Annotated in this window: 15 protein-coding genes and 1 tRNA gene; 10 read left to right on the top strand and 6 right to left on the bottom strand. The window is 48.2% G+C overall.

What is annotated here, in order from left to right; all coding sequences use genetic code 11:
• The first annotated feature begins 13 nt into the window (after positions 1–13).
• From KE531_08380 to rsmG, 5 genes are all read left to right on the top strand, one after another.
• Positions 14–1,270 (top strand): YidC/Oxa1 family membrane protein insertase, encoded by a 1,257-nt coding sequence (locus KE531_08380; GenBank protein MBR9953634.1) that lies wholly within the window; start codon positions 14–16, stop codon positions 1,268–1,270.
• Between the two features lie 16 nt (positions 1,271–1,286).
• Entirely contained in the window at positions 1,287–1,952 is a 666-nt protein-coding gene (locus KE531_08375) for a protein jag (GenBank protein ID MBR9953633.1), read from the top strand.
• A 75-nt stretch (positions 1,953–2,027) separates the two neighbouring features.
• Positions 2,028–3,413, top strand: a complete 1,386-nt coding sequence (mnmE, locus tag KE531_08370; protein MBR9953632.1) for a tRNA uridine-5-carboxymethylaminomethyl(34) synthesis GTPase MnmE — start codon at positions 2,028–2,030, stop codon at positions 3,411–3,413.
• Positions 3,414–3,438: 25 nt separating this feature from the next.
• Positions 3,439–5,418, top strand: coding sequence for a tRNA uridine-5-carboxymethylaminomethyl(34) synthesis enzyme MnmG (gene mnmG, locus KE531_08365; GenBank protein MBR9953631.1), 1,980 nt, complete (start codon positions 3,439–3,441; stop codon positions 5,416–5,418).
• Positions 5,419–5,535: 117 nt separating this feature from the next.
• Positions 5,536–6,255, top strand: a complete 720-nt coding sequence (gene rsmG / locus KE531_08360; GenBank protein ID MBR9953630.1) for a 16S rRNA (guanine(527)-N(7))-methyltransferase RsmG — start codon at positions 5,536–5,538, stop codon at positions 6,253–6,255.
• A gap of 270 nt (positions 6,256–6,525) precedes the next feature.
• Here rsmG and KE531_08355 read toward each other — a convergent pair whose 3' ends face one another.
• From KE531_08355 to KE531_08340, 4 genes are all read right to left on the bottom strand, one after another.
• On the bottom strand, positions 6,526–7,476 hold the full coding sequence (locus KE531_08355; protein MBR9953629.1) for an alpha/beta hydrolase: 951 nt from the start codon (positions 7,474–7,476) through the stop codon (positions 6,526–6,528).
• Between the two features lie 1,290 nt (positions 7,477–8,766).
• Complete coding sequence (locus KE531_08350; GenBank protein ID MBR9953628.1) at positions 8,767–9,114, bottom strand: nucleotide pyrophosphohydrolase; 348 nt, start codon at positions 9,112–9,114, stop codon at positions 8,767–8,769.
• 490 nt (positions 9,115–9,604) lie between these two features.
• On the bottom strand, positions 9,605–10,063 hold the full coding sequence (locus KE531_08345; GenBank protein MBR9953627.1) for an effector binding domain-containing protein: 459 nt from the start codon (positions 10,061–10,063) through the stop codon (positions 9,605–9,607).
• Positions 10,064–10,624: 561 nt separating this feature from the next.
• Entirely contained in the window at positions 10,625–11,578 is a 954-nt protein-coding gene (locus tag KE531_08340) for a DUF1835 domain-containing protein (protein ID MBR9953626.1), read from the bottom strand.
• 965 nt (positions 11,579–12,543) lie between these two features.
• Here KE531_08340 and KE531_08335 point away from each other — a divergent pair.
• The 5 genes from KE531_08335 to KE531_08315 all read left to right on the top strand — a co-directional run bounded on the left by KE531_08335 (position 12,544) and on the right by KE531_08315 (position 16,378).
• The gene (locus KE531_08335) at positions 12,544–13,314 is read left to right on the top strand and encodes a ParA family protein (GenBank protein MBR9953625.1); all 771 of its coding nucleotides are present in this window, start codon (positions 12,544–12,546) and stop codon (positions 13,312–13,314) included.
• Positions 13,314–14,282: a ParB/RepB/Spo0J family partition protein gene (locus KE531_08330; protein ID MBR9953624.1), complete on the top strand. Its 969-nt coding sequence runs from the start codon at positions 13,314–13,316 to the stop codon at positions 14,280–14,282. Before KE531_08335 ends, KE531_08330 begins: the two co-directional genes overlap by 1 nt.
• A gap of 60 nt (positions 14,283–14,342) precedes the next feature.
• Positions 14,343–15,101 (top strand): DUF4446 family protein, encoded by a 759-nt coding sequence (locus tag KE531_08325; protein ID MBR9953623.1) that lies wholly within the window; start codon positions 14,343–14,345, stop codon positions 15,099–15,101.
• The gene (locus tag KE531_08320; GenBank protein ID MBR9953622.1) at positions 15,101–15,994 is read left to right on the top strand and encodes a DUF3881 family protein; all 894 of its coding nucleotides are present in this window, start codon (positions 15,101–15,103) and stop codon (positions 15,992–15,994) included. Before KE531_08325 ends, KE531_08320 begins: the two co-directional genes overlap by 1 nt.
• 307 nt (positions 15,995–16,301) lie before the next feature.
• Positions 16,302–16,378 (top strand) — tRNA-Arg (locus tag KE531_08315).
• Positions 16,379–16,445: 67 nt separating this feature from the next.
• Here the strand turns inward: KE531_08315 and KE531_08310 are convergent.
• Complete coding sequence (locus KE531_08310; GenBank protein ID MBR9953621.1) at positions 16,446–17,489, bottom strand: suppressor of fused domain protein; 1,044 nt, start codon at positions 17,487–17,489, stop codon at positions 16,446–16,448.
• Positions 17,490–17,575: 86 nt separating this feature from the next.
• On the bottom strand, positions 17,576–21,166 hold the full coding sequence (locus KE531_08305; protein ID MBR9953620.1) for a DUF4253 domain-containing protein: 3,591 nt from the start codon (positions 21,164–21,166) through the stop codon (positions 17,576–17,578).
• Positions 21,167–21,442: the final 276 nt, after the last annotated feature.

Raw genomic sequence — 21,442 nt, 5'->3', positions numbered from 1 at the left:
TAGGAGGTAAGGTATGGTTTTGACGAAAGCCGGTTCCATTCTGGGGCCGATTGCAACAGTCCTTGGTTATATCATGGACATCCTGTTCCGGTTCACAAGCCAGTTCGGGATTTTTAATGTCGGCTTGTGCATCATCCTGTTTACGATCATCACGAAGACCTTAATGATCCCGCTGACGATCAAGCAGCAGAAGAGCACAAAGCTCATGTCTGTCATGAATCCTGAAATTCAGGCGATTCAGAAGAAGTACAGAGGAAAGACGGATCAGGCTTCCATGCAGAAGCAGAATGTGGAGATCCAGGCCGTTTACGAAAAGTATGGCACCAGCATGACGAGCGGATGTCTGCCGCTTTTAATCCAGATGCCGATTTTATTTGCACTGTACCGGGTTATTTACAATATTCCGGCATACGTTCCGTCGGTGCGCGTATATTTTGACAATGTTGTGACGCCTCTTATGACGCAGCCGGATTATGCCGAAAAGATTTCCGGGATTACGGATGTCGCCAGGGCCGCAGCCGTCAATTCGATGGACAAATTTGATTTCACCAGCGCAGACAGGCTGGTGGACATGCTTTATAAATTCACCGGAAGCCAGTGGGATCAGCTTCAGAACCTGTTCCCGGCCATTTCTGATGTTATTTCGGAAAATGCACATATCATCGAGGAGATGAACTGGTTCTTGGGACTGAACCTTGCGGAAGCGCCAGGATGGGCGCCGAGCCTTGCATGGAGTATCCCGATTCTGGCAGCCCTTACCCAGTGGTTCAGCACGAAGCTCATGAGCGGCAAGCAGGCGGAATCGCAGATGGACAGCGATAATCCGACGGCTCAGTCCATGAAGTCCATGATGACGATCATGCCGTTATTTTCTGCTTTTATCTGTATTACGATGCCGACAGGACTTGGTCTTTACTGGATTGCGACCAGCGTTGTGACCGTGGTTCAGCAGCTTTTCGTAAACTCCTATATGGAGAAGGTTGACATTGACGAGATGGTGCGGAAAAACATGGAGAAGGTCAACGCCAAGAGGGCGAAGCAGGGGCTTCCGCCGGCGAAGATCTCCCAGAATGCAAATGTTTCCTTAAAGACGCTTCGTGAAGAGGAGGAAAAGGAACGCCTCGAGGAGGAGCAGAAGAAGGAACGGATTGCAAAGCAGATTGAGGAATCCAAAAAGATCTATGAGTCGGATCCGAAGCCGGGAAGCCTGGCAGCCAAGGCGGCTATGGTTCAGAAGTATAATGAGGCACATGAAAAACGGAAAAAGTAAATAAGGGGGTTCTATTATGGAAATGATTACAGTAACTGCGAAGACGGTTGACGATGCAATTACGCAGGCTTCTTTGCAGCTTGGTGTGAGCAGTGATAAGCTTCGGTATGAAGTGGTTGAAAAAGGAAGTACGGGACTCCTGGGAGGCCTTATTGGAGCCAAGCCGGCTATTATCCGTGCAGGCAAGATCGAGACGATTGATGAAAAGGCAGCAGATTTCCTGAACTCCGTGTTTGATGCCATGGGAATTCAGGTGACGATTGATGTGAAGCTGAATGAAGGGGATAAGGAGATGGATATCAACTTATCCGGCGACGAGATGGGGCTTCTGATCGGAAAGAGGGGACAGACGCTGGATTCCCTCCAGTACCTTGTGAGCCTCGTGGTAAACAAGGAGTCGGAAGAGTATCTCCGCGTGAAGCTGGATACGGAGAATTACCGGGAGAGACGGAAGGAAACGCTGGAAACCCTGGCAAAGAACATTGCATACAAGGTTAAGAGAACGAGACGTTCCGTGGCTCTTGAGCCGATGAACCCGTATGAGAGACGGATCATCCATTCTGCCCTTCAGAATGACAAGGTTGTATTTACGAGAAGTGAGGGCGAGGAGCCGTTCCGCCATGTGGTGATCTCGTTAAAGAGAGAAGACCGCGGTTCCAGAAGAGACAGAGCGAGAAGTTAAGAGGAAGGGGGCTGCCTGCGGCAGCCCCTTTATGCAACAGCGGCACCATGCTGCATTGGGGGTGAGATCATGGACATGAAATTTGCGGGGACGGATACGATTGCGGCCATTGCGACGGCCATGGGAAATTCCGGTATCGGGATCGTTAGGATCAGCGGGGAGAAGGCTGTCGAAACGGCAGACAGGATTTTCCGGCCGAAAAAGGCGGGAAAGACGCTGGCGTCCGCAAAAAGCCATACGATCCATTACGGTTTTGTATGTGACGGGGACGAGGTGATCGACGAGGTTCTTGTGATGCTGATGCGCGGGCCGGCCAGCTTTACGGCCGAGGACACGGTGGAAATCGACTGTCACGGCGGGATGCTGGTGACGAGACGGATTTTGGAGACGGTTCTTAAAAACGGCGCGCGTCTGGCGGAGCCGGGAGAATTTACGAAGCGGGCGTTTTTGAACGGGCGCATTGATTTGTCCCAGGCAGAGGCGGTCATGGACGTGATCCAGTCGAAAAACGAGTATGCCTTAAAATCGTCGGTGGGACAGCTTCGCGGCAGCGTTTCAAAGAAAATTAAGGAGCTGCGGGAGAAGATTCTCTATGAGATTGCGTTTATTGAGTCGGCGCTCGATGATCCGGAGCATATTTCCCTCGACGGGTACGGAGAGAAGCTTCTTTCGGTGGTTTCCGGGGTGGAAGAGGAGTTAAAGGCGTTAATCCGGTCGGCCGGGAACGGGCGCGTTGTGGCGGAAGGAATCAGGACTGTGATTCTCGGAAAGCCAAATGCCGGAAAGTCGTCTTTAATGAATGTGCTGGTCGGCGAGGATCGCGCCATTGTGACGGATATTGCCGGAACCACCAGGGATATTCTTGAAGAACATATTTATCTCCAGGGGATCAGCCTCAATGTGGTGGATACGGCTGGAATCCGAAGTACGGAGGATGCCGTGGAAAAAATTGGCGTGTCACGGGCCATGAAGGCGGCCGAGGACGCGGATTTAATTATCTATGTGGTGGATTCGTCGCGGCCATTGGATGAAAACGACGATCAGATTATGGAGATGATCCGGGGGCGGAAGGCGGTTGTCCTTTTGAATAAAAGCGATCTGGACGCAGTTGTTTCTGCGGAGGAGATTGCAGAAAAATCGGGGCACCGTGTCCTTTTTGTTTCCGCCAAGGAGGAGACCGGGATCGGGGAGTTGGAGGAAGAGATCAAGACGCTGTTTTACGGCGGGGAGATTGATTTTAACGATCAGATCCTGATTACCAACGTGCGTCATGCCCAGGCGCTTCGTGAAGCGTATGACAGCATGCGGATGGTGGAGGAGAGCATAAACGGCGGGATGCCGGAGGATTTCTTTTCCATTGACCTGATGAATGCCTATGAAAAGCTTGGGCTTATCATCGGGGAATCGGTGGAGGACGATCTCGTCAACGAGATTTTCAGTAAGTTTTGCATGGGAAAATAGACGCAGCAGGAAATGAGGAATTGCAATGCCTTTTTTAGAAGAGACGTATGATATTGTGGTGGTGGGCGCAGGCCATGCAGGCTGTGAGGCGGCGCTGGCAGCGGCCAGGCTTGGATTTGAGACGATTATGTTTACGGTCAGCGTGGACAGCATTGCGCTGATGCCCTGCAATCCCAATATTGGCGGCAGCTCCAAGGGACATCTCGTGCGGGAGTTAGATGCTCTCGGCGGCGAGATGGGAAAAAATATCGACAAGACGTTTATCCAGTCGAAGATGTTAAATGAGTCCAAGGGGCCGGCGGTTCACTCCTTAAGGGCCCAGGCGGACAAGCAGGATTATACCAGGGAGATGCGCCGTGTCCTGGAGAATACGGATCATCTGACGATCCGCCAGGGTGAGGTTTCGGAGATCCTGACGGAGAGTGTTTTGGAGAAGCCGGGAGAAGGCGGGAGCCCGGAAGCTGAGAAGGCAGCCGAAATCCGCGGGGAAGGTTTTAAAAAGCGTGTGGTCGGCGTGAAGACAAATTCCGGGGCCGTGTATCACTGCCGGGCTGTCGTCCTGGCCACAGGCGTGTATTTGCGGGCGCAGTGTGTTTACGGCGATGTGGTGAACCATACGGGGCCCAACGGGCTCCAGGCGGCCAATCTTCTGACGGATTCCTTGAAGGCCAACGGCATCGAAATGTTCCGGTTTAAGACGGGAACTCCGGCCAGGGTGGACAGGCGCTCCATTGATTTTTCCAAGATGGAGGAACAGTTTGGCGATGAGAAGGTGGTTCCGTTTTCTTTTTCTACGGATCCGGCTTCTGTCCAGAAGGAGCAGGTTTCCTGCTGGCTGACTTATACCAATGAAAAAACCCATGAAATTATCCGGGCGAACCTTGACCGGTCGCCGCTTTTTTCCGGTGCCATTGAGGGGACGGGGCCGCGGTACTGTCCGTCCATCGAGGACAAGGTCGTGAAATTCCCGGATAAGGAACGGCACCAGGTTTTCGTGGAGCCGGAGGGGAATTATACCAACGAAATGTACCTCGGCGGCATGTCCAGCTCCCTTCCCGAGGACGTCCAGTTTGCTATGTACCGGACGGTGCCGGGGCTTGAGAATGTGAAAATTGTCCGAAGCGCCTATGCCATTGAGTATGACTGCATCAATCCGAGACAGCTTAGAGCGACTCTTGAGTTTAAGGAGATTGAAGGGCTGTTTTCCGGCGGGCAGTTTAACGGGAGCTCCGGGTATGAGGAGGCGGCTGTCCAGGGCTTTATGGCCGGTGTCAATGCGGCCAGGAAGCTTCAGGGAAAGGAGCCGGTGGTTTTGGACAGGTCGCAGGCGTATATCGGTGTTTTGATTGATGACCTTGTGACGAAGGAAAACCATGAGCCGTACCGGATGATGACATCGAGGGCGGAATATCGGCTGCTTCTCAGGCAGGATAATGCGGATTTAAGACTTCGCGCCATCGGCCATGAGATTGGACTTGTGAGCGACGAGCAGTACCAGTACGTGCTCTGGAAGGAAAAGGCGATTGCAGAGGAGATTGAGCGCCTTAAAAAGGCCACGGTCGGTGCAAATGAGAAAGTTCAGGAGTTCTTGGGAGAACATGGAAGCACGCTTTTAAAGTCCGGCAGCACGCTGGCAGAGCTGGTACGGCGGCCGGAGCTTGATTACTGGATGCTTTCGGAGCTGGATGAGGAACGGCCGGAGCTTCCGGAGGATGTGGCTGTCCAGGTGAATATCAATATCAAGTATGAGGGCTACATCAAGAGGCAGAAGCAGCAGGTGGCGCAGTTTAAGAAGCTAGAGGGAAAAAAGCTTCCGAAGGGCTTTGATTACGGTGTGGTAAAGAGCCTGCGGCGGGAGGCTGTTCAGAAGTTGAACCTTTACCAGCCCATGAATATCGGGCAGGCGTCGCGGATTTCCGGTGTTTCGCCGGCGGATATTTCGGTTCTTCTTGTGTATCTGGAGCAGATGAGCAGAGGGAATGGAAACGCTGAGACGGGTGGGTGAGTTATGTAAACCTCTATAATGATATGGAATGTGTGGATAAAAGCATGGAAGCAGCTCTGAGCTTGTGGAAAAGACGGGTTCGTTTTTGGTGATTGAGGAATTTTTATGATAGATCAGATGAAGGAAATTTTGGAGAATGGATGCAGGGAGATGGGCTTGGAGCTTTCGGAGCGCCAGGCCTGGCAGTTTTTAAAGTATTTTGAGCTTCTGACGGAGCGGAATAAGGTCATGAATCTGACTGCGATTACGGAGCCGGAGGAAGTGGCGAGAAAGCATTTTCTCGACAGCCTGCTGCTTTTTCAGGCGATTCCGGGGGTTCTTGAGGGTGAAAAGTCCTGTATCGACGTGGGTACAGGCGCCGGTTTTCCGGGAATCCCGTTAAAAATCATGTTTCCGAAGCTTAATATGACGCTTTTGGATTCCCTGAATAAGCGGGTCAAGTTTCTGGAGGAGGTTTCCTCGGAGCTTGGGCTTACAGGGATTATGGCTGTCCATGGGAGAGCCGAGGATTTTGGACATGACAGCGCCTATCGGGAGCAGTTTGACTTTTGCGTGTCCCGTGCGGTGGCGAATTTTGCGACGTTGTCGGAATACTGCATTCCGTTTGTGAAGGTGGGCGGTATGTTTGTTTCCTATAAATCCGGAACCATTGAGGAAGAGCTGAAGCAGGGGAGAAACGCTGTGAAGCGTCTTGGAGGGGAATTGGAGCCTGTGATTTTCTGCACAATTCCAGGAACGGATGTGGAACGGGCGTTTGTGCCGGTAAAGAAAATTGCTGGAACGGGAAAGAAGTATCCCAGGAAGGCAGGAATGCCGGGGAAGGAGCCGCTTAAGTAGGGAGACGGATGAGAAAATTGGGCTGGACGGTTATGTTGGCTGCGCTATGGTCTTTTGGGTGATAAAGGGCTGTGGCGCAGCTTTTTTGCTGTACGAGCCTGGAAAGCGGCACCATGCTTGCCGGGTGTAAGAATATGGAATACGATAGTGCGGCAGGTTCGTGTGTGATGATTGAGCAGGGGAAATATTCGTTTACTTGGTTGGAAAGGAAAAGGCCCGGCCAGCAGTTTTTGACGCTGACCGGGTGGGATATTTGCTGGATTTGTAAATTTAGTTGAAGAAGATTTTGATGGTATTGAATACTTCTTTTGGATTTTCCAGCTGCGGCAGGTGTTTCGTGCCTGGAACTGTGGAGTATTCAATGGCTGGATTGCATTTTGTGTATTCCTCGATGATGGATTCCATGTCTTCCTGCTCGGCGCCTCCGAGAAGGTAGATGCTGTTATCAATTTTTTCCAGCGCTCTGCTGATATTGCATTTGGTGTAATTGCAGAGGGAGCTTGAATAAATGGCTTTTGGCGAGTCACCGAGATGGGCGGACTCGTAGTATTTGTCTACATAAAATGGCTTTACATCGTATGGATTGCAGAAGTATTCTTTCGTAAAAACGGAAGTAAGTATTTTTTTGCTGGATGCCATGTGGTAGAGCAGGGTTCCAATGATTGGAAGATCCAGGATGAATTTATAAAGCTTTGCCGATTTTCCTGGAATCTGGCTCCCGGAGGAGATGCTCTCCGGATTGATGAACATGAACTGCTCAAACAGGTCAGGGCTGTAACTGCATGCCATTGTCGCAAGGGATGCGGATGTTCCGGTGGCAATGACGTTGGTTCGATGGCCGATCTCTGATTTTATGAAGTCGTTGAGAAGCTGAACATACAGGAAATTGGTGTAGGTCAGGTTTGGCTTTTCAGAGCGGCCGCAGCCAAGGAGATCAATGGTATATACGGTGTAGTGATCTTTTAAGAGATCAACAAGGTTTGACCATTCGCATCCGCTGGAGGCGTAGTTCAGGTCATGGATCAGGAGAAGCGGTTTTCCTGTTCCGCATTTTGTATAGTAAACATTTCCAAGCCGCCACTTAAAGCATCTCGGCTCCGGCTGGAGCAGGAGATTTCTGGATGTGGCGCTCATTTTGATATATTTGTTAATCAGGGCAGTGCCGGTCAGAGCAGCAGCGGAGAGTAAGGTTATGGTGATAATTTTATTTTTGGCTTTCATTGATGAACCTCCATAATTGGAATTGTTGTTGTTCAGGTGAAAGGGATTGTCTATGGAATTATTATAATATAATGGGGGGTTAGATACAATGATATTAAGGAAAATATTAGAAAATTGGTAAAAGTTTAGTCATACCATTCATAATTGACCGGGCGGAGCGAGGGATACTTCTTGGACGGGTGTTCAAGAAAGTGAGAAGCGCTGCTGGATGTTAAATGATTCATGTCGGGCGTCCGCCCTATATTCATATATGGCAAAAGACTGCTCTTGTGAGCAAGCTCTCATGCAGCATTTTGTCATATGTATTTGCAGAGATGAACTGTTATGGGAAGTGCTAATGAGTTTGAAAAGAAAAGGGATGTTTCACGTGAAACATTTTTTGCTCTGTAAGAGAGACTTTGTTGAGTGAATGTATAAAAACGGTGCTTTCCGGTGGGACAGAATGTCCTTTGAATAGGGTAGTCGTATTGAGGTGGAGAAGATGAATGCTGCTTATGTGGTTTGCCGTAGGTGGGGATTTCGTTTGTGAAATTTTTTCTTGTGTAGGGTGGTGAAAGTGAAATTGGAAAAATGTTTCACGTGAAGCATTGGAAGTGGGAGATTGAGGAGAGAAAATGATGGTATGAATCCGGTTTACCAGCGAGTTTCCGTGGATGACTTGGAGGGGGGTGGGAGAGTTATTGAGAAAATGGGTGAAGAGAGATGAATGAAAGAAATGCGATTGAAATGTAAGGTAGAGTTATTCTCCTTTATTCTCCTACAAAAATAATCCAAAAAGATTGGATGTTTGTGTTGGCAATGGGACTTTTGTGCAATTACATTTGGACAAAAACCAATTTTGCTGGAATTATAAAAAGAAATGTGAAGCCATGAGAAAAACAGGTACTTTTTTTGTTGATTTTATAGGCGGAAATCGTCGGATAACTTCTTCTGAGTGTTTACAGGAATGGTAAAAAAGCCTTTGGTTTCAAGGTTTTTGCCGTTTCTCTTTATAATCTGTCATAACCCCGCATAAATTCTTTTTGTAAGCGCGGGCAGCAAAAAACGTCAAATATCAAAGTGAAAATCAAAAATCAGAAGATGATATTTTCTACCCATTATATTATCCATTGAGGTTTCATAATCCTTACAGGAAAGGCATTACAGGTACTAAAACTGATGGGGGAAGTAAGTGTGTTTCTACTTTTCTCCTCAAAAAGCTCCATAGTAAGCATAAGAAGGGGAACTCATTCCATAAAAACCACTCGTTTTTGTTTCGATAATATAAGAAATTTTTGCGAAAACAAGATATTATTGGTTGCAATTTGGGTTCCGCTTATCTTTAACAAACTGTTCTAAATTTGTTTTATGGTTATATTTTATAGAAGCTGCTTTATCTTTGCTGATGATAATATCATTCATATCAATCCCATTTAATGCAGCTATTGCCAGAGCATAATGTATCACATCGGCTAATTCGTTACCTAATTGTGTGTGCAAATCTTCCTCACCAGCAGACTTCCTTCCTGCTTTTTTGTTTAAGACTTCAGCTACTTCGCCAATTTCTTCTACGAGTTTCATAAACATACTTTGGTCAATACCACCATTTTTATAATGGTCATATAAGTATTCCTGTAACTCTTCTATTGTAATTTTCATATTGTATTCTCCCTGTAACATTGTCTTCGTTAATTTGTCTGCTCAGATTATAGCACTAATATATGAACTTCTCTATTCATTCATTATTTGTGTGTACTTGTTCCTTTATATTTGTCCGTATCGTTTTATATTGCCTTATTGAGTTGGGGCGGCAATAGTACTTTGGAGCCGCCAATTATCAATTGCTAGAAGTCCAAAAACATAGTATCTATGCGGTTTTTCCGCACTGGCGTAACAAACAGGATCGTTCTACTATTTTTTAATATGCTTTGTGTGTTGTTTTTGTGGTTCAAATAGATAAGGCAGCGATATATAAGCTATTAAGGACAATAATGCTGAGGACTTTAAGTTTATTTTACGGTTTGTGTTGTTTTCCTGGGGCATAGAAATTTGTTTTCATAAGACAGTGTGAGTGATTGACGGAAATTTTGTATCCCTTATAGCTGGTGTTTTAGTTTGCAAGATCCTAAACTCTTGCATAAACGTAACTTTATGAAATCTTTCTAATAGGAAAATACATGTATCCCTTTCCCGTTGCAGGATCGGTAAAATCGTGAACTGCTCCGGCAAGAGAAATCCCTTCTTCGTTCATTTGTCTAATGGTATCTTCAAACACTCCATTATAGTTTTCAGCAACCAGGTACTCATAACCAGGTATGGTCCATTTTGTCCATCCGTCAGGTGCTTCTGCATCATCAACACATTCTACTCCTGCCAGATACAATCCTTTGCGAAATCCATCTTCCCATGGTTTAAATGAGTGGGACATGTCAGACATAGTTCCCCATATGCCCACAAGATTTCCGTTTGCGTCTTTCTTTGCCAGATGTGCTATTTCACTAAAATGACTGTTTGCATCATCCCATAATTTCTGAATAAAGCCTTCACCGTCTAATGTTGAACCCTCTTTGCCGATGACAACAAATGCTTTTTTTATTCTCGAAATCATTGTTAGTCTCCATGATAAATGAAAAGTTGGCATTTTATGCTAAATATTATAGCACTATCTATAAGTTTTTATAAAGACATTTTTTATTGATTTTATAGAGGGAAATCGTCTTATAACTTCTTGCAAGTGTTTATAGAAATGAGGAAAAATTCTTGATTTATAAGGGCTTTCCCGTATCTCCACATAAATTCGTTTTGTAAGCGCGGGCGGCAAAAAAGCGTAAAATACAAAAATGAAAAGCAAATACAGAAGATGATATTTTCTGCCCTCTATGCTACGCATTAGAGGCTCAATAAGCCTTGCAAGAAAGGCATTACAGGCACTAAAAGTGATAGGGTAAGGGTTTATACCCTTTTTTTCAAAACTGCGCTTTAACTGCGTAACACTTCAAAGAGAATACTGCTTTCCTTTCCCTTCCATTCCTCTATGAAAAGTTCCGTATCAAGCATAGGAAAGGGATACCCTTTCCGTAAAAATCACTCATTTCCGTCTGCGACAATAAGATGGATTTTTACTTTACTTGTTGGGAATATCCCAAACCCATACCAAACTGAAATTCGTCTATCTCTTTATCTTCTTCAAAAAGCGATGATAAATAGGAGCGTTGGGTGATGGCGTTGTAATTGGAACTAAAAGTCCATCTTTGATGAATTGTTCAATACGCAAAGCAATCCACCCATCACCGATTCCTAATTGATATTTTCCAAGAACCCGTCCGACAAGGAAACCTTCATTAAATTCATCCTCCAGAGCATCCAACTCTCGAAGTATAAATGCATCATACTGTGTTTCCGGTACGCTGACCAGTTTGCCATTTACAACAGCACGAAGGAAAGAATTTTCCTGCTGAAGCTCTTTCCAACGATTCGCCAAACTGCGTAGGTAATTTGTCGGCAGCTTCTTTCCCAGTAATGCCATCCGCTCCATGTGATAAGGTTCAATTTCGCCCCATCCGTTATACTGGACAATACACCCGTCTTGTCTTGCTTCCCACGACGGAAGTTCCACGAGGGTAACATCCAACTTTTCAAACCCGATAGGTCGTAATTGCTCCATCAGCCAATACAGACCACACACATCATCTGGTTCTCGTCCTACCCACACACGAATTGGCTCTCCATTCTGAACCTCTTCCAGTAGTGTGGCATAACTCTTGCGAGATGTGTCGAGGATTTCGGCCACAACGTCAGATGCCATACTAGGGTGGATGCTCATCAGCAGAGATAATGCTGCCTCTCGTTCCAAACCAATTACTGCCTCTGAAATATTGCCTACCGACAAGGCCAGTGAAAGATTGATGATGTTCTTCCGATTTCCTTCTAATGGAACGGCGTTCTCCCAACCGAAACGCTCTCGTTCTTCTGCTTTACGCTGAAATTTTTCGATTTCTTCTTGCGAAACTGTACCATCATTGTTAGAGATAATTACACTGGTGGCACAGCCTAAATATCCCTTATGTCCAATCGCCACCGCCATATTTCCTGCGGCACTATCACTAAATACTACTTCTAACATAACAATATTCACCTTTTAGCAAAATTACAAGTTTTCGCTTTGTATGTTTACAGCATAGCAATTATACATTGATTTTTCAATATATTTCCTCATTATATACGATATATGAAGTAACGGAGCCCAGTCGTCAACAGTCGAGATAAATGGGCTTCGTCCGCCGCCCGCAAACGTGTCTGCCCCTGCTTATATGACAGCCAAGAGAGCGAAAGCAGCGAGTGCTTTCGCCCTCACATAGTATGGTTTTTCTTATATCTGCCCGTATTGTTTCATATCGCCTTATTGAGTTAGGGTGGCAAAAAAGCGTCAAAAGACTCTTAAGGAAGTTTGAACTTGCAGTTGTATCTACCTAAAACTCAAGTATTTATGCTGGTTTCTGGCGTTTTGCTCGTTGCATCGCTGAAAAGTATAATACTATTTTTTATCTATATGAAATAGCAGAGCAAACTTTTATTAACAGCCATGATAAATGGGATTGGTATGCTATTGATAAATGTGTTTTTCAAAGTTTATATAGGAAGAAGGAAAGGACAATCAGTGTTCTCGCATTAGAAACGCTGTCCTGTGGCCAAGTGCGAGATTGTGTTTGTAGAGATGAAATGTTTTTACACGATGCAGAATCATTTTGTGTGAAGCTGTATCCAGAAGAGTCAGTGGAAAGTGAGGTGAATACTATTTATAAATTTTCATCGAGAGGAAAATCATGATATTTATGATCCAGCATTAGAAAATAGAAAAAATGGCAAAAATAGAGGTAGAAATCAGCCAGAAAAGTTTCCAGATTATAAACGATCCCAACTATTGCCCGGGAGAATCCTTCCTTGTGTAGTTTGCGTAATGTTTCACGTGAAACATTTTTATTTTTCTCTGCATTAGGGCATAGGAAAATATAAGGTTTTGTGATATACTATTCCATGACTTTCCATATCAAAGATCAGCCACAGCTTTAGAAAGGAATCAGTAAGCCTATGGGACGCATTATTGCAATTACGAATCAAAAAGGTGGAGTTGGAAAAACGACAACAGCAATAAATTTGTCCGCCTGTCTGGCCGAAGCGGGACAGAGAGTTTTGGCTGTTGATTTTGATCCGCAGGGGAACACGACAAGCGGTCTTGGACTAGAAAAGGGAAATTTGGACAACACGGTGTATGAGCTCCTGATGGGAGAGTGCAAGCTGGAGGAATGTATTTTTCAGAGTGTGCAGGAAAGGCTGGATGTCATGCCTTCCGACATGGATCTGTCAGGTGCCGAGATTGAATTATTGGATATCCAGAATAAGGAATCCATTCTGAAAGACTATTTGGAAAAGGTGGAAGACAAGTATGATTTCATTATCATAGACTGTCCGCCTTCCATCAATCTTCTGACGATCAATGCATTGACAGCGGCAGATACGGTGATTGTTCCGATTCAGTGTGAGTATTATGCACTGGAGGGCTTAAGCCAGGTTTTAAAGACGGTCGCTTTGGTGCAGAAGAAGATGAATCCGCATTTGGAGATTGAAGGTGTTGTATTTACCATGTATGATTCCAGAACAAACTTATCTCTGGAAGTCGTGGAAAATGTAAAGGAACATCTGAATCAGAATATCTATAAGACAATTATTCCGAGAAACGTGAGGCTGGCAGAGGCACCAAGCTATGGTATGCCGATCAATCAGTATGACAGCCGGTCGTCGGGAGCAGAAAGCTATCGGCTTTTGGCCGCCGAGGTAATCAGCAGAGGAGAAGAATTGTAATGGCAAAAAGAGGATTGGGAAAAGGCCTGGGGGCATTTTTCGGTGAAGATGCAGAACAGAAGAAAAGTGCAGATATTCCGGAAGAAGTAAAAAAGGAATCCGCAAAAGAAAACAAAAAAAAGACGCCAGAGAAGGCGGTTCAGACAAAAATTGTTGAAAAAATCGTGGAAAAACCGGTAGAACAGAAGCTTAAACTGTCTTTGATTGAGCCGAACCGTACACAGCCGCGGAAAAATTTTGACGAGGAAGAACTGAATGAGCTTGCAGATTCCATTAAGAAATATGGAGTCCTTCAGCCTCTTCTGGTTCAGAAAAAGGATGACCATTACGAGATCGTGGCTGGTGAGAGAAGATGGCGTGCGGCAAAGCTTGCCGGCATTTCGGAGGTTCCGGTCTTGATTCGGGAGTATGACAGACAGCAGACCATGGAAATTGCGCTGATTGAGAATGTCCAACGCACGGATCTGAATCCCATTGAGGAGGCGCTGGCATATCAGAGGCTGACAGAAGAATTCCATCTGACACAGGAGGAGATTGCCAGCCGCGTTTCCAAGAATCGTGCGACAATCACCAACAGCATGCGCCTTTTGAAGCTGGATCCGCGCGTCCAGCAGATGTTAATTGACGGAACGCTGTCAAACGGGCATGCAAGGGCGCTTCTTGCCCTTGAGGATGGGGAAAAGCAGTTTGCGGCGGCGCAGAAGATTGTCCAGGAAAATTTAAGCGTCCGTGACGTGGAGAGGCTTGTAAAATCGTTAAATAGGATAGAAGCTGACAATCCGAAAAGAAAAACAGGCCCTGATATCAGCCTGATTTACAAAGAGCTGGAGGAACGGCTGAAATCCATTATGGGAACGAAGGTCATTATCAACAGAAAAGATAAGAATAAGGGACGAATTGAAATCGAATATTACTCGCAGGAAGAGCTGGAGCGGTTGATCGAATTGATGGAATCGCTGCATTCCTGATGAAAAATTTATGTTGGAACCCTTCTTGTGATTTAGGAAAGGAAGGATGAAGGAAGACGGATGGAAAACAGTATGTTAAATAATCTGCCGATTGACCCTCTGATTATCATCGCCGGATTTTCGGTGCTGTCACTGGTTCTTTTGGTAGTTGTGATAATATGCATTGTTAAGATGAATAAGCTGTACCGGCGGTATGACCTTTTCATGAGAGGAAAGGATGCGGAAACGCTGGAGGACGCGATTATCTCTATTTTAGAGGAGTTAAATGAGCTGAATGTGAAAGACCGCGGAAGCAAGGACATGATGAAGCAGCTTTCCAAGCAGGTGAAGTCGTCCTTCCAGAAATTCGGTTTTGTGAAATACAATGCATTTAAGGGGATGGGAGGAAATTTAAGCTTTGTGATTGCCATGCTGGATGACAATAATTCAGGCTTTATCCTGGATGCCGTGCATAGCCGCGAGGGCTGCTATCTTTACCTGAAGGAGGTTGAAGAGGGCGCTACCGAGGTGCTTCTTGGCGGAGAAGAGCAGGAGGCTCTTGAGCAGGCACTTGGATATGTCAAGCGTCCGACGCTTTCAGAGCGGTTAAGCAGCAATGTGCGTCAGGCCGGAGAGGGAAAAGAGAAGTCTGGTTCCGGTGAGCAGTCCATTGAAATTCCGAACAGCGAGCGGAAGAAGAGTGAACGTATGAAAGAGCTGAGAAGAAGGCAGAGGGAGGCGGAGTTGGCGGCAGAATCGAGACGTCCGTCCAGAGATTATGGAGAGGATGAAGCGGATTTTGCTGCGGAAGAGGACGAGAATATCAAAGGAGAATATTGATGCATAAATTTTTGCGTACTGCTGGCTTCAGCATGTATCAAAAGAAAAAAGACATTGAAAAGCTGCTGGATATGCTGGAGACGAAGGCATCTGTCGAGAAAACCATCCAGATAGACAGGGATACGAATGTCTGTGAAATCCGTTCCGAAGTGGCGCCTGGAATCGGGCTTTCCATCGTTGGTGAGATCAATGAGAAAGGAGAGTTCGAGCGGGAATTCTATTTTCCGTATCTCCAAAGTGATACGGAAAGCTCAAAGGCAGAATGTTCCGTTCAGCGTCATGCAGAGCGGGAGACATATGCCGGAATGGTGGATGAAAATAACATAGGAATCTCTTTGATCTTTTATGTGCAGAACTTTTTGGAATACAGAGAGCGGCATATGAAGCGTGACGCTGCATTCCGGGTTCGGTCGGTAAATCTTGCGGGTCTTTCGGTGTCAGGAAAAATCCTGCTTCCGATTAAGAAGACACAGAAGCAGATTCAGAGATCCAAGGTGGCGGCGAGGGACAGGAACAGCCTGATCGAGGCGGCGAGAAATGGCGATGAAGATGCCATGGAGACGCTGACGATTGAGGATATTGATCTGTATTCCAAAATTTCGCGGCGGGCCATGAAGGAAGATCTGTATTCGATCATTGATTCCTGCTTCATGCCATGCGGGATTGAATGTGACCAGTATTCCATTATTGGAGAAATTAAAGAATTTCAGAAAACCAGGAATATATATACAAAAGAAGAAATATATCAGCTTCATTTGGAATGCAACGATCTTCTGTTTTCTGTCTGTATCAACAGCAAGGATCTGCTGGGTGAACCGGCAGTCGGAAGGCGGTTTAAGGGGCAGATCTGGATGCAGGGCAGGCTGAATTTCGAGGAAATTGAAAGAATTTAGAGGCGGCAGAACCGTTTGGAATGCTGCAAAAAACGCGGGAAGATAAGGCAGGGGATGCGTTATCTTCCCGTATTTTGTGAACAGGCCAGGCGGGCGGCATCATGCTTGCCTGGCGCAAAAACAGAAAGCACGACTGGACGGAATGTTTGTGTGCGATGATCGGGGAGGGGAAATCTTACTCTGCCCGGTCTGGATGAGCGAGAGTAATTTCCGCTATAAAATGTTGTCTTCTGCTTGACTTTCCGGCCTGGGTTTGTTAAGATAATGTACGCAGGTGTTTTATGACATCTGCAAAATAATGATGTAAGTTTCCGTAGCTCAGCAGGATAGAGCGTCCGCCTCCTAAGCGGAAGGCCAGCGGTTCGAATCCGCTCGGGAACGCCAGAAAATACGCCGAAACCCTCTAATTTTCAGAGGCTTTCGGCTTTTTTATTGCAGAAACAACATCACCTCACTCAATCACCTTTATCACATTCCCGTCCCGGTCGGCGATTCTGGTTGGAATAAGTTCCACAGTCATGGGAAACACGGTCAGCGGATATCTCCCCGCCCGTGGCTGGAGTGCAGCGCAAAGTTCCTCCAGAACGCCTGCCGTCAGGGTCAGAACTGGCATGCCATCTTCCTCACACACAGCGGCCGCTTCCCCTGGACGGAACAGGACAGCCTGACTGCTGCCCTGCAAAAACAGGTTCCGGCCTTTTCTGACCCTGGCCCGCAGCATACGGGCCAGAGTTTCACCGTGTCCCGCGCCCAGGCGGAGAATGGAATGGCCGCTTTCCGTCTGGAACCCGAGTTCATCCATATAGAGAAAGCCTGTGGAAGAGCCGTCCCGCTCCATCCCCTCCTGCCAGACAGCGCAAAAAGCGGAATTTTCCATCATGGAAGTACGGGACAAGTCGGTGATGCACAGGGGGATCTGTTTTTCCATTGCAGACAGGAATTTTTCTCCATCCCAGCACATCATGGCATCCATTTCATCCGCCGTCAGCCCTACCACCTGCAAAAATACAACATGACCGTTAGGTGTATCCAGTTCGCCCAGTTCCGGATCCACGCGGAAGCCGAGGGCAGTGAGCCGGGTATCTGTTTCCAGGGCGATGGGCCCATTCGCGTTCATGTGGTGGCCGGAGCCGAAAACATTTCCGCTGGAGAACACATAGCGGGCCAGATTCTGCAACAGGCTGATGGGCCAGGCAGGCGGCTGTTCCTCATCTCCGCGTTTCATCCGGAAAGTCAGCTCAAATCCGTAGCCGCTTTCATCCGGATTATCACATTCTTTTTCATATAATTCCGTAAATCCATAGGTGACATAGTGCCAGTGGGGCGCGCAGTGCTCGCTTTTCCACACCTCCACACCGTCCAGCGGATCGTCCCCGCCGAGGAAAGCAGGGATGATGGTGCCATAGTAAAGCCCCTCCTGTCCGGGGTATAGCCCCTGCATGGCATGGGAAATGGCGTCAAAACCAGTCTGAGTCAATTCTTCTTCTTTGTTCATGGAGAGTTCTCCTTTCTATTCCGGTGGCCATCTTCTTTCCCTGTCCGCAGGGACAGCCCCGGCCCATCACAGTTTCATGAATCCCATCAGTCCCACCAGAAGTACCAGACAAAAGACTGCCGCAGCACATCCGCCAGGGCGCCGACCGTGGCATCTTCTGCCCCCTGGTCAATGACATCCGGGCAGAAGCCGTACTGTTCTGTGGCTGCTTCCATGGCCTTTTCTCCGGAAATGGGAGCCGGAAGGTCAAATTCCAGCTCATCATGGGTCATGACAGCAGGCACAGCGCCGTATTGCTCGAACCAGTATTTTGCTGCCGCCATCAGCTCCGGGGTATCAGGGCATTCATTCCAACTCCCGAACGGCAGATACGCAAAGATCTCCCATGGATGTCTGACCGGAATTTTTGCCAGAATGAGGGGATACGTCATGTCCGTATCAGAATCCCAGATGCCAGAAAAACGGCAGTTCTGATAACCGCCTTCCATCTCACCGAGGATTTCTTCCTCCCAGTCCATCTCGTCATCCTCGGCTTCGGCCCTGCGTTCGCCGGTCAGTTTTTCAAGGACTGCCTTTCCGTCCATGACGGGAGCAGAAAGCATGTTTTTTCTGTACTCCGCCACTTTCTCCGGATTGAAACCATAGCCGTCATCGCCGTCGCTGTCCGGATCAGAATTCATCACCAGGCACTCCCACAGAGTTTCGTCGGCCTTCACCAGTACGGGAACAAAGCCCTCCCGCACACCAAGGCGCCGGGCGTATCGGTACGCCGATATGATGGGATCGTCGTCCTTCATAGAAGGGAAGTAGGTGCATTCACAGTCCAGATACTTCATCACAGCCTGCGACAGCTCGGAGGGCTCCATGGTTTCCTCATCGAAATGCTGGCCCTGCCAGTTGGCAAAGCGTCCCTCTATCACCTTCGCCATGGCCTGATAGTAGTTCTCGTCAAAGGGGATGAACAGGTACGCCTCCTGACGGAACTCATCCGAATGGTACCGCTCCGGGCCAAAGTATGCCAGGGCATAGTCATCAATGTCACTGGGGTAGTAGGGAGAGTCATTTTCTCCATAATAGTATTCGGCAAAAGCCTGTCCCTTCCGATTGAACAGGGCAGAGAACAGACAGCCGTACAGCTCCTTCCGGATAAAATCCCGCAGATCCAGGCTGGCCGGGTTTTCTTTGACCTGCTTTATGGCTTCGCCATGTTCCGCCAGGAACCTTTCTCCCATCAGGTCATGCTCCATGCACCAGCGCAGGTAAATGGCCATGTGGTTATAGGCCGAAATCTCATCCACCGGAAGCTGTTTCTCCTGGATCGATTCCAGGTGATAGGCTGCATCGTCCATCGCCGTGCTGTCTTCTTCCTCAGAATCGCTCTCTATGGGTTCATAAGAAATCTTAAGCGTCATCTGATCCTCGGGAAGAGAAACGCCTTCGCTGCGCGTGATGGCGTGTTTATCGTTCTCGGAGAAGCCGATGGTTTCCCCGTCGTGAAGTTCCACGCCGCTCTCCAGCACATAGGACACGAGGCTTGCCAGAAAGTTACGCAGCTCGCCCGGTTCGGCGTCGGCGCCAAGCACCTCCATCTCGTCCTTGCCGAACACATCCATGCCGTAGGTGTAGGCGTTCATGCCGTTTTCATCCCGGTACAGGCCGAACCAGATCCAGTTGAAAATGGGAAGCTCGCCGTTTTGCATCATGTCGGCAAAGCCCTCGTAGAACCGGGGTTCAAACACGACGCCGCTGGTGTAAACGCCGGAAGTGTATTTCTGACGGCAGCAGGCGGCCATCAGCTTTGCATAGAGCTTGCCGCGCTCCAGGACATTCTCCTCTTTGCCTAATACCGCCACCATCAAATGGGCGCTGTGCTCCCTGGCCGCTTTTACTGCATCCGGCCACAGATAGTTGTTTTCTGCGTTGGCCTCGGCCTCGCCGTCGGGGATGGGGTAGGGCATCAGGCTGACGGCAGCAATCATGCCGCCCACATCAAACACCGCCGAGTCGTCTCGTTTGCCCTCGTCCTCTGACACAGAAATGTCCCACTTTTCCTTCATGTCCCGGATGAACTGTTCCTTGTCCCATTCCCCTTTGGACAGTAGGACAAAGCCGCCGAAGGCGCCCGTAGGGTCGTGCTGGGATTCTTCTTCCTCATCGGCCTCCGGGCTGTAAATATCTTCATGCTCCAGGCCGCCGTCCGCCGGGTTCTTTAGCCGCACGGAGGCCGCCTCCCGCCGGAAGGTATGGAAGCTTGCCCAGGGGATATCGCTGTTTGCAAAGAATTCCCCGGCCATATGGAGCGCTGCCTGGAGATCCCAGGCGATGAAGTCCACATAGCCGCAGAAGATGCCGGTGGCTCCGCCGGTGAGGGTGAGCACCTCCGGCCCGTCCCCGGCAGCAAGCGCTTCCTCCAGCTTGTCGCGGAAGTCGAAGATCTTCTGGCTGCCTTTTTCCTCACGCAGGGTATCCAGCGGATAAATGAGAAATCCCGCCGCCGCGCCGTCCGCGTGGAGAGCGTCCATCCAGTCGTTGTCGGCGTTTAAATAGCCGTTGACGAGCGCCGTACAGCAGGTGGAGCCTGCGATGGTATCCAGCCGCCAGTCATCGTCCGGATCTTCATTGGGCTTCATTTTATAGCCGATGTAGGTTTCAAGACAGCTTTCCGGGTCAGCAGAGAGATTTAAGCCAAGTTCCTTTAGCTTATCCGGCAGTTTGGACATGAGGATGGCCGGTTCTTCCCTGGGTGTCTCCAGAACATCAAAACTGTCAATATATTGCATGTGGGGGATTTCCCCCAGAATCTGATCGGTGAGCGTGGTGAGCATCCACCAGACCTTCCCTTCCTTTTCAGGGAGCAGGGGCAGCAGTTTTTCACAGAAGGCAGAGAGAGCAAAGCTCTTTTCGCCCTGTTTATCCAGCCAGGCCTGCACATCGTCCCCGAAAATTTCCCAGCCGTCTTCGGTACGCAGGCCGATACCAGGATTCGGCTGGCGGCCAACCAGAATGTTCCAGTGTTCCAGCACCTGTTTGGGAGCATGTTTCCGGAAATAGACAAGCTCAAACAGCTTGACCTTATCCCCCTCCGGCGTGAGGATCAATTCATACTTTTCCCCGTTATATCCGATTTCGTAGGAGATGTCGTCAAAGGCCAGATTCAGGATGTGTTCGCATTGTTCGATCAGCTCTTCGCCCCGCTCATGGTTTTTGTCCTCATTCATGATCTGGCGCAGCCTGTCCTCTTTCTCGGAAAATGCCTTCCATGCTGCCTCTGTCCGCTCCCGAAAGCTTCTCCTGAACTGAGGCAGGGCAATGCACGCTTCGCATTGTTCAATCAGTTCCTGGGTATCCTGATCGCCGGGGCGGGCCTTCAGCGCTCTGCGGAAATAGGGCAGTGCCCGTCCTTCCTGATCCAGATAAAAGTAGGCATAGCCCATGCGGAAGTTCCAGAAATGGTCATCCACAAAGGCTTCCTCGTGGGGCTTTAAAAGCGCAATGGCCCGTTTGAGCATGTGGACGCCCTCCGGCTTACATGGATCTGCCAGATTGTTGTAGGCGCGGGCCAGTTCGCTGTCCATTTCCGGCGTGCGCTCTTTGGCAGGGATTGCTTCCAGCGCGTCAAGGATCTTCTGGTATTCGTGATTTTCGTTCCATGTTTGGCACTGTTTTAAAATATCCATATCCTGTTCCTCCTTAACTTTTATGCCCTCCGGCGGAACTTAGCGCCCGGGTTCTTGCGGCGGGCGCGAAAAACCGGTATGTGCAGGCAGAATGTCCGCTTCTGAGGTCATTGTACCATGTCCATTCGCCATTGGAAAGATTTTCATGGCTCCCCGCACAGGAAAAATGCCGGATTTTATTTCCACTCTGGACAATCCTGTCGGATTGTGTTATAGTGGATTTATTCTTACAGAAGTTCTTCTGTAATGACAGTTCTGACGGCGTTTCTGCCGGAG

Source organism: Eubacteriaceae bacterium Marseille-Q4139 (assembly GCA_018223415.1).
Taxonomy (GTDB): Bacteria; Bacillota; Clostridia; order Lachnospirales; family Lachnospiraceae; genus CABSIM01.
Note: the sequence above shows the minus strand (reverse complement) of the source record. Positions and strands in the feature narration are given on the sequence as shown.

Excerpts from the sequence above, each read along its gene's own strand:
- KE531_08340 (MBR9953626.1), bottom strand. The coding sequence starts at position 11,578 with ATGTTAGAAGTAGTATTTAGTGATAGTGCCGCAGGAAATATGGCGGTG.
- KE531_08350 (MBR9953628.1), bottom strand. The coding sequence starts at position 9,114 with ATGAAAATTACAATAGAAGAGTTACAGGAATACTTATATGACCATTAT.
- KE531_08305 (MBR9953620.1), bottom strand. The coding sequence starts at position 21,166 with ATGGATATTTTAAAACAGTGCCAAACATGGAACGAAAATCACGAATAC.
- mnmE (MBR9953632.1), top strand. The coding sequence starts at position 2,028 with ATGAAATTTGCGGGGACGGATACGATTGCGGCCATTGCGACGGCCATG.
- KE531_08310 (MBR9953621.1), bottom strand. The coding sequence starts at position 17,489 with ATGAACAAAGAAGAAGAATTGACTCAGACTGGTTTTGACGCCATTTCC.
- KE531_08375 (MBR9953633.1), top strand. The coding sequence starts at position 1,287 with ATGGAAATGATTACAGTAACTGCGAAGACGGTTGACGATGCAATTACG.
- KE531_08355 (MBR9953629.1), bottom strand. The coding sequence starts at position 7,476 with ATGAAAGCCAAAAATAAAATTATCACCATAACCTTACTCTCCGCTGCT.
- KE531_08380 (MBR9953634.1), top strand. The coding sequence starts at position 14 with ATGGTTTTGACGAAAGCCGGTTCCATTCTGGGGCCGATTGCAACAGTC.
- mnmG (MBR9953631.1), top strand. The coding sequence starts at position 3,439 with ATGCCTTTTTTAGAAGAGACGTATGATATTGTGGTGGTGGGCGCAGGC.
- KE531_08345 (MBR9953627.1), bottom strand. The coding sequence starts at position 10,063 with ATGATTTCGAGAATAAAAAAAGCATTTGTTGTCATCGGCAAAGAGGGT.
- KE531_08335 (MBR9953625.1), top strand. The coding sequence starts at position 12,544 with ATGGGACGCATTATTGCAATTACGAATCAAAAAGGTGGAGTTGGAAAA.
- KE531_08325 (MBR9953623.1), top strand. The coding sequence starts at position 14,343 with ATGGAAAACAGTATGTTAAATAATCTGCCGATTGACCCTCTGATTATC.
- KE531_08330 (MBR9953624.1), top strand. The coding sequence starts at position 13,314 with ATGGCAAAAAGAGGATTGGGAAAAGGCCTGGGGGCATTTTTCGGTGAA.
- KE531_08320 (MBR9953622.1), top strand. The coding sequence starts at position 15,101 with ATGCATAAATTTTTGCGTACTGCTGGCTTCAGCATGTATCAAAAGAAA.
- rsmG (MBR9953630.1), top strand. The coding sequence starts at position 5,536 with ATGAAGGAAATTTTGGAGAATGGATGCAGGGAGATGGGCTTGGAGCTT.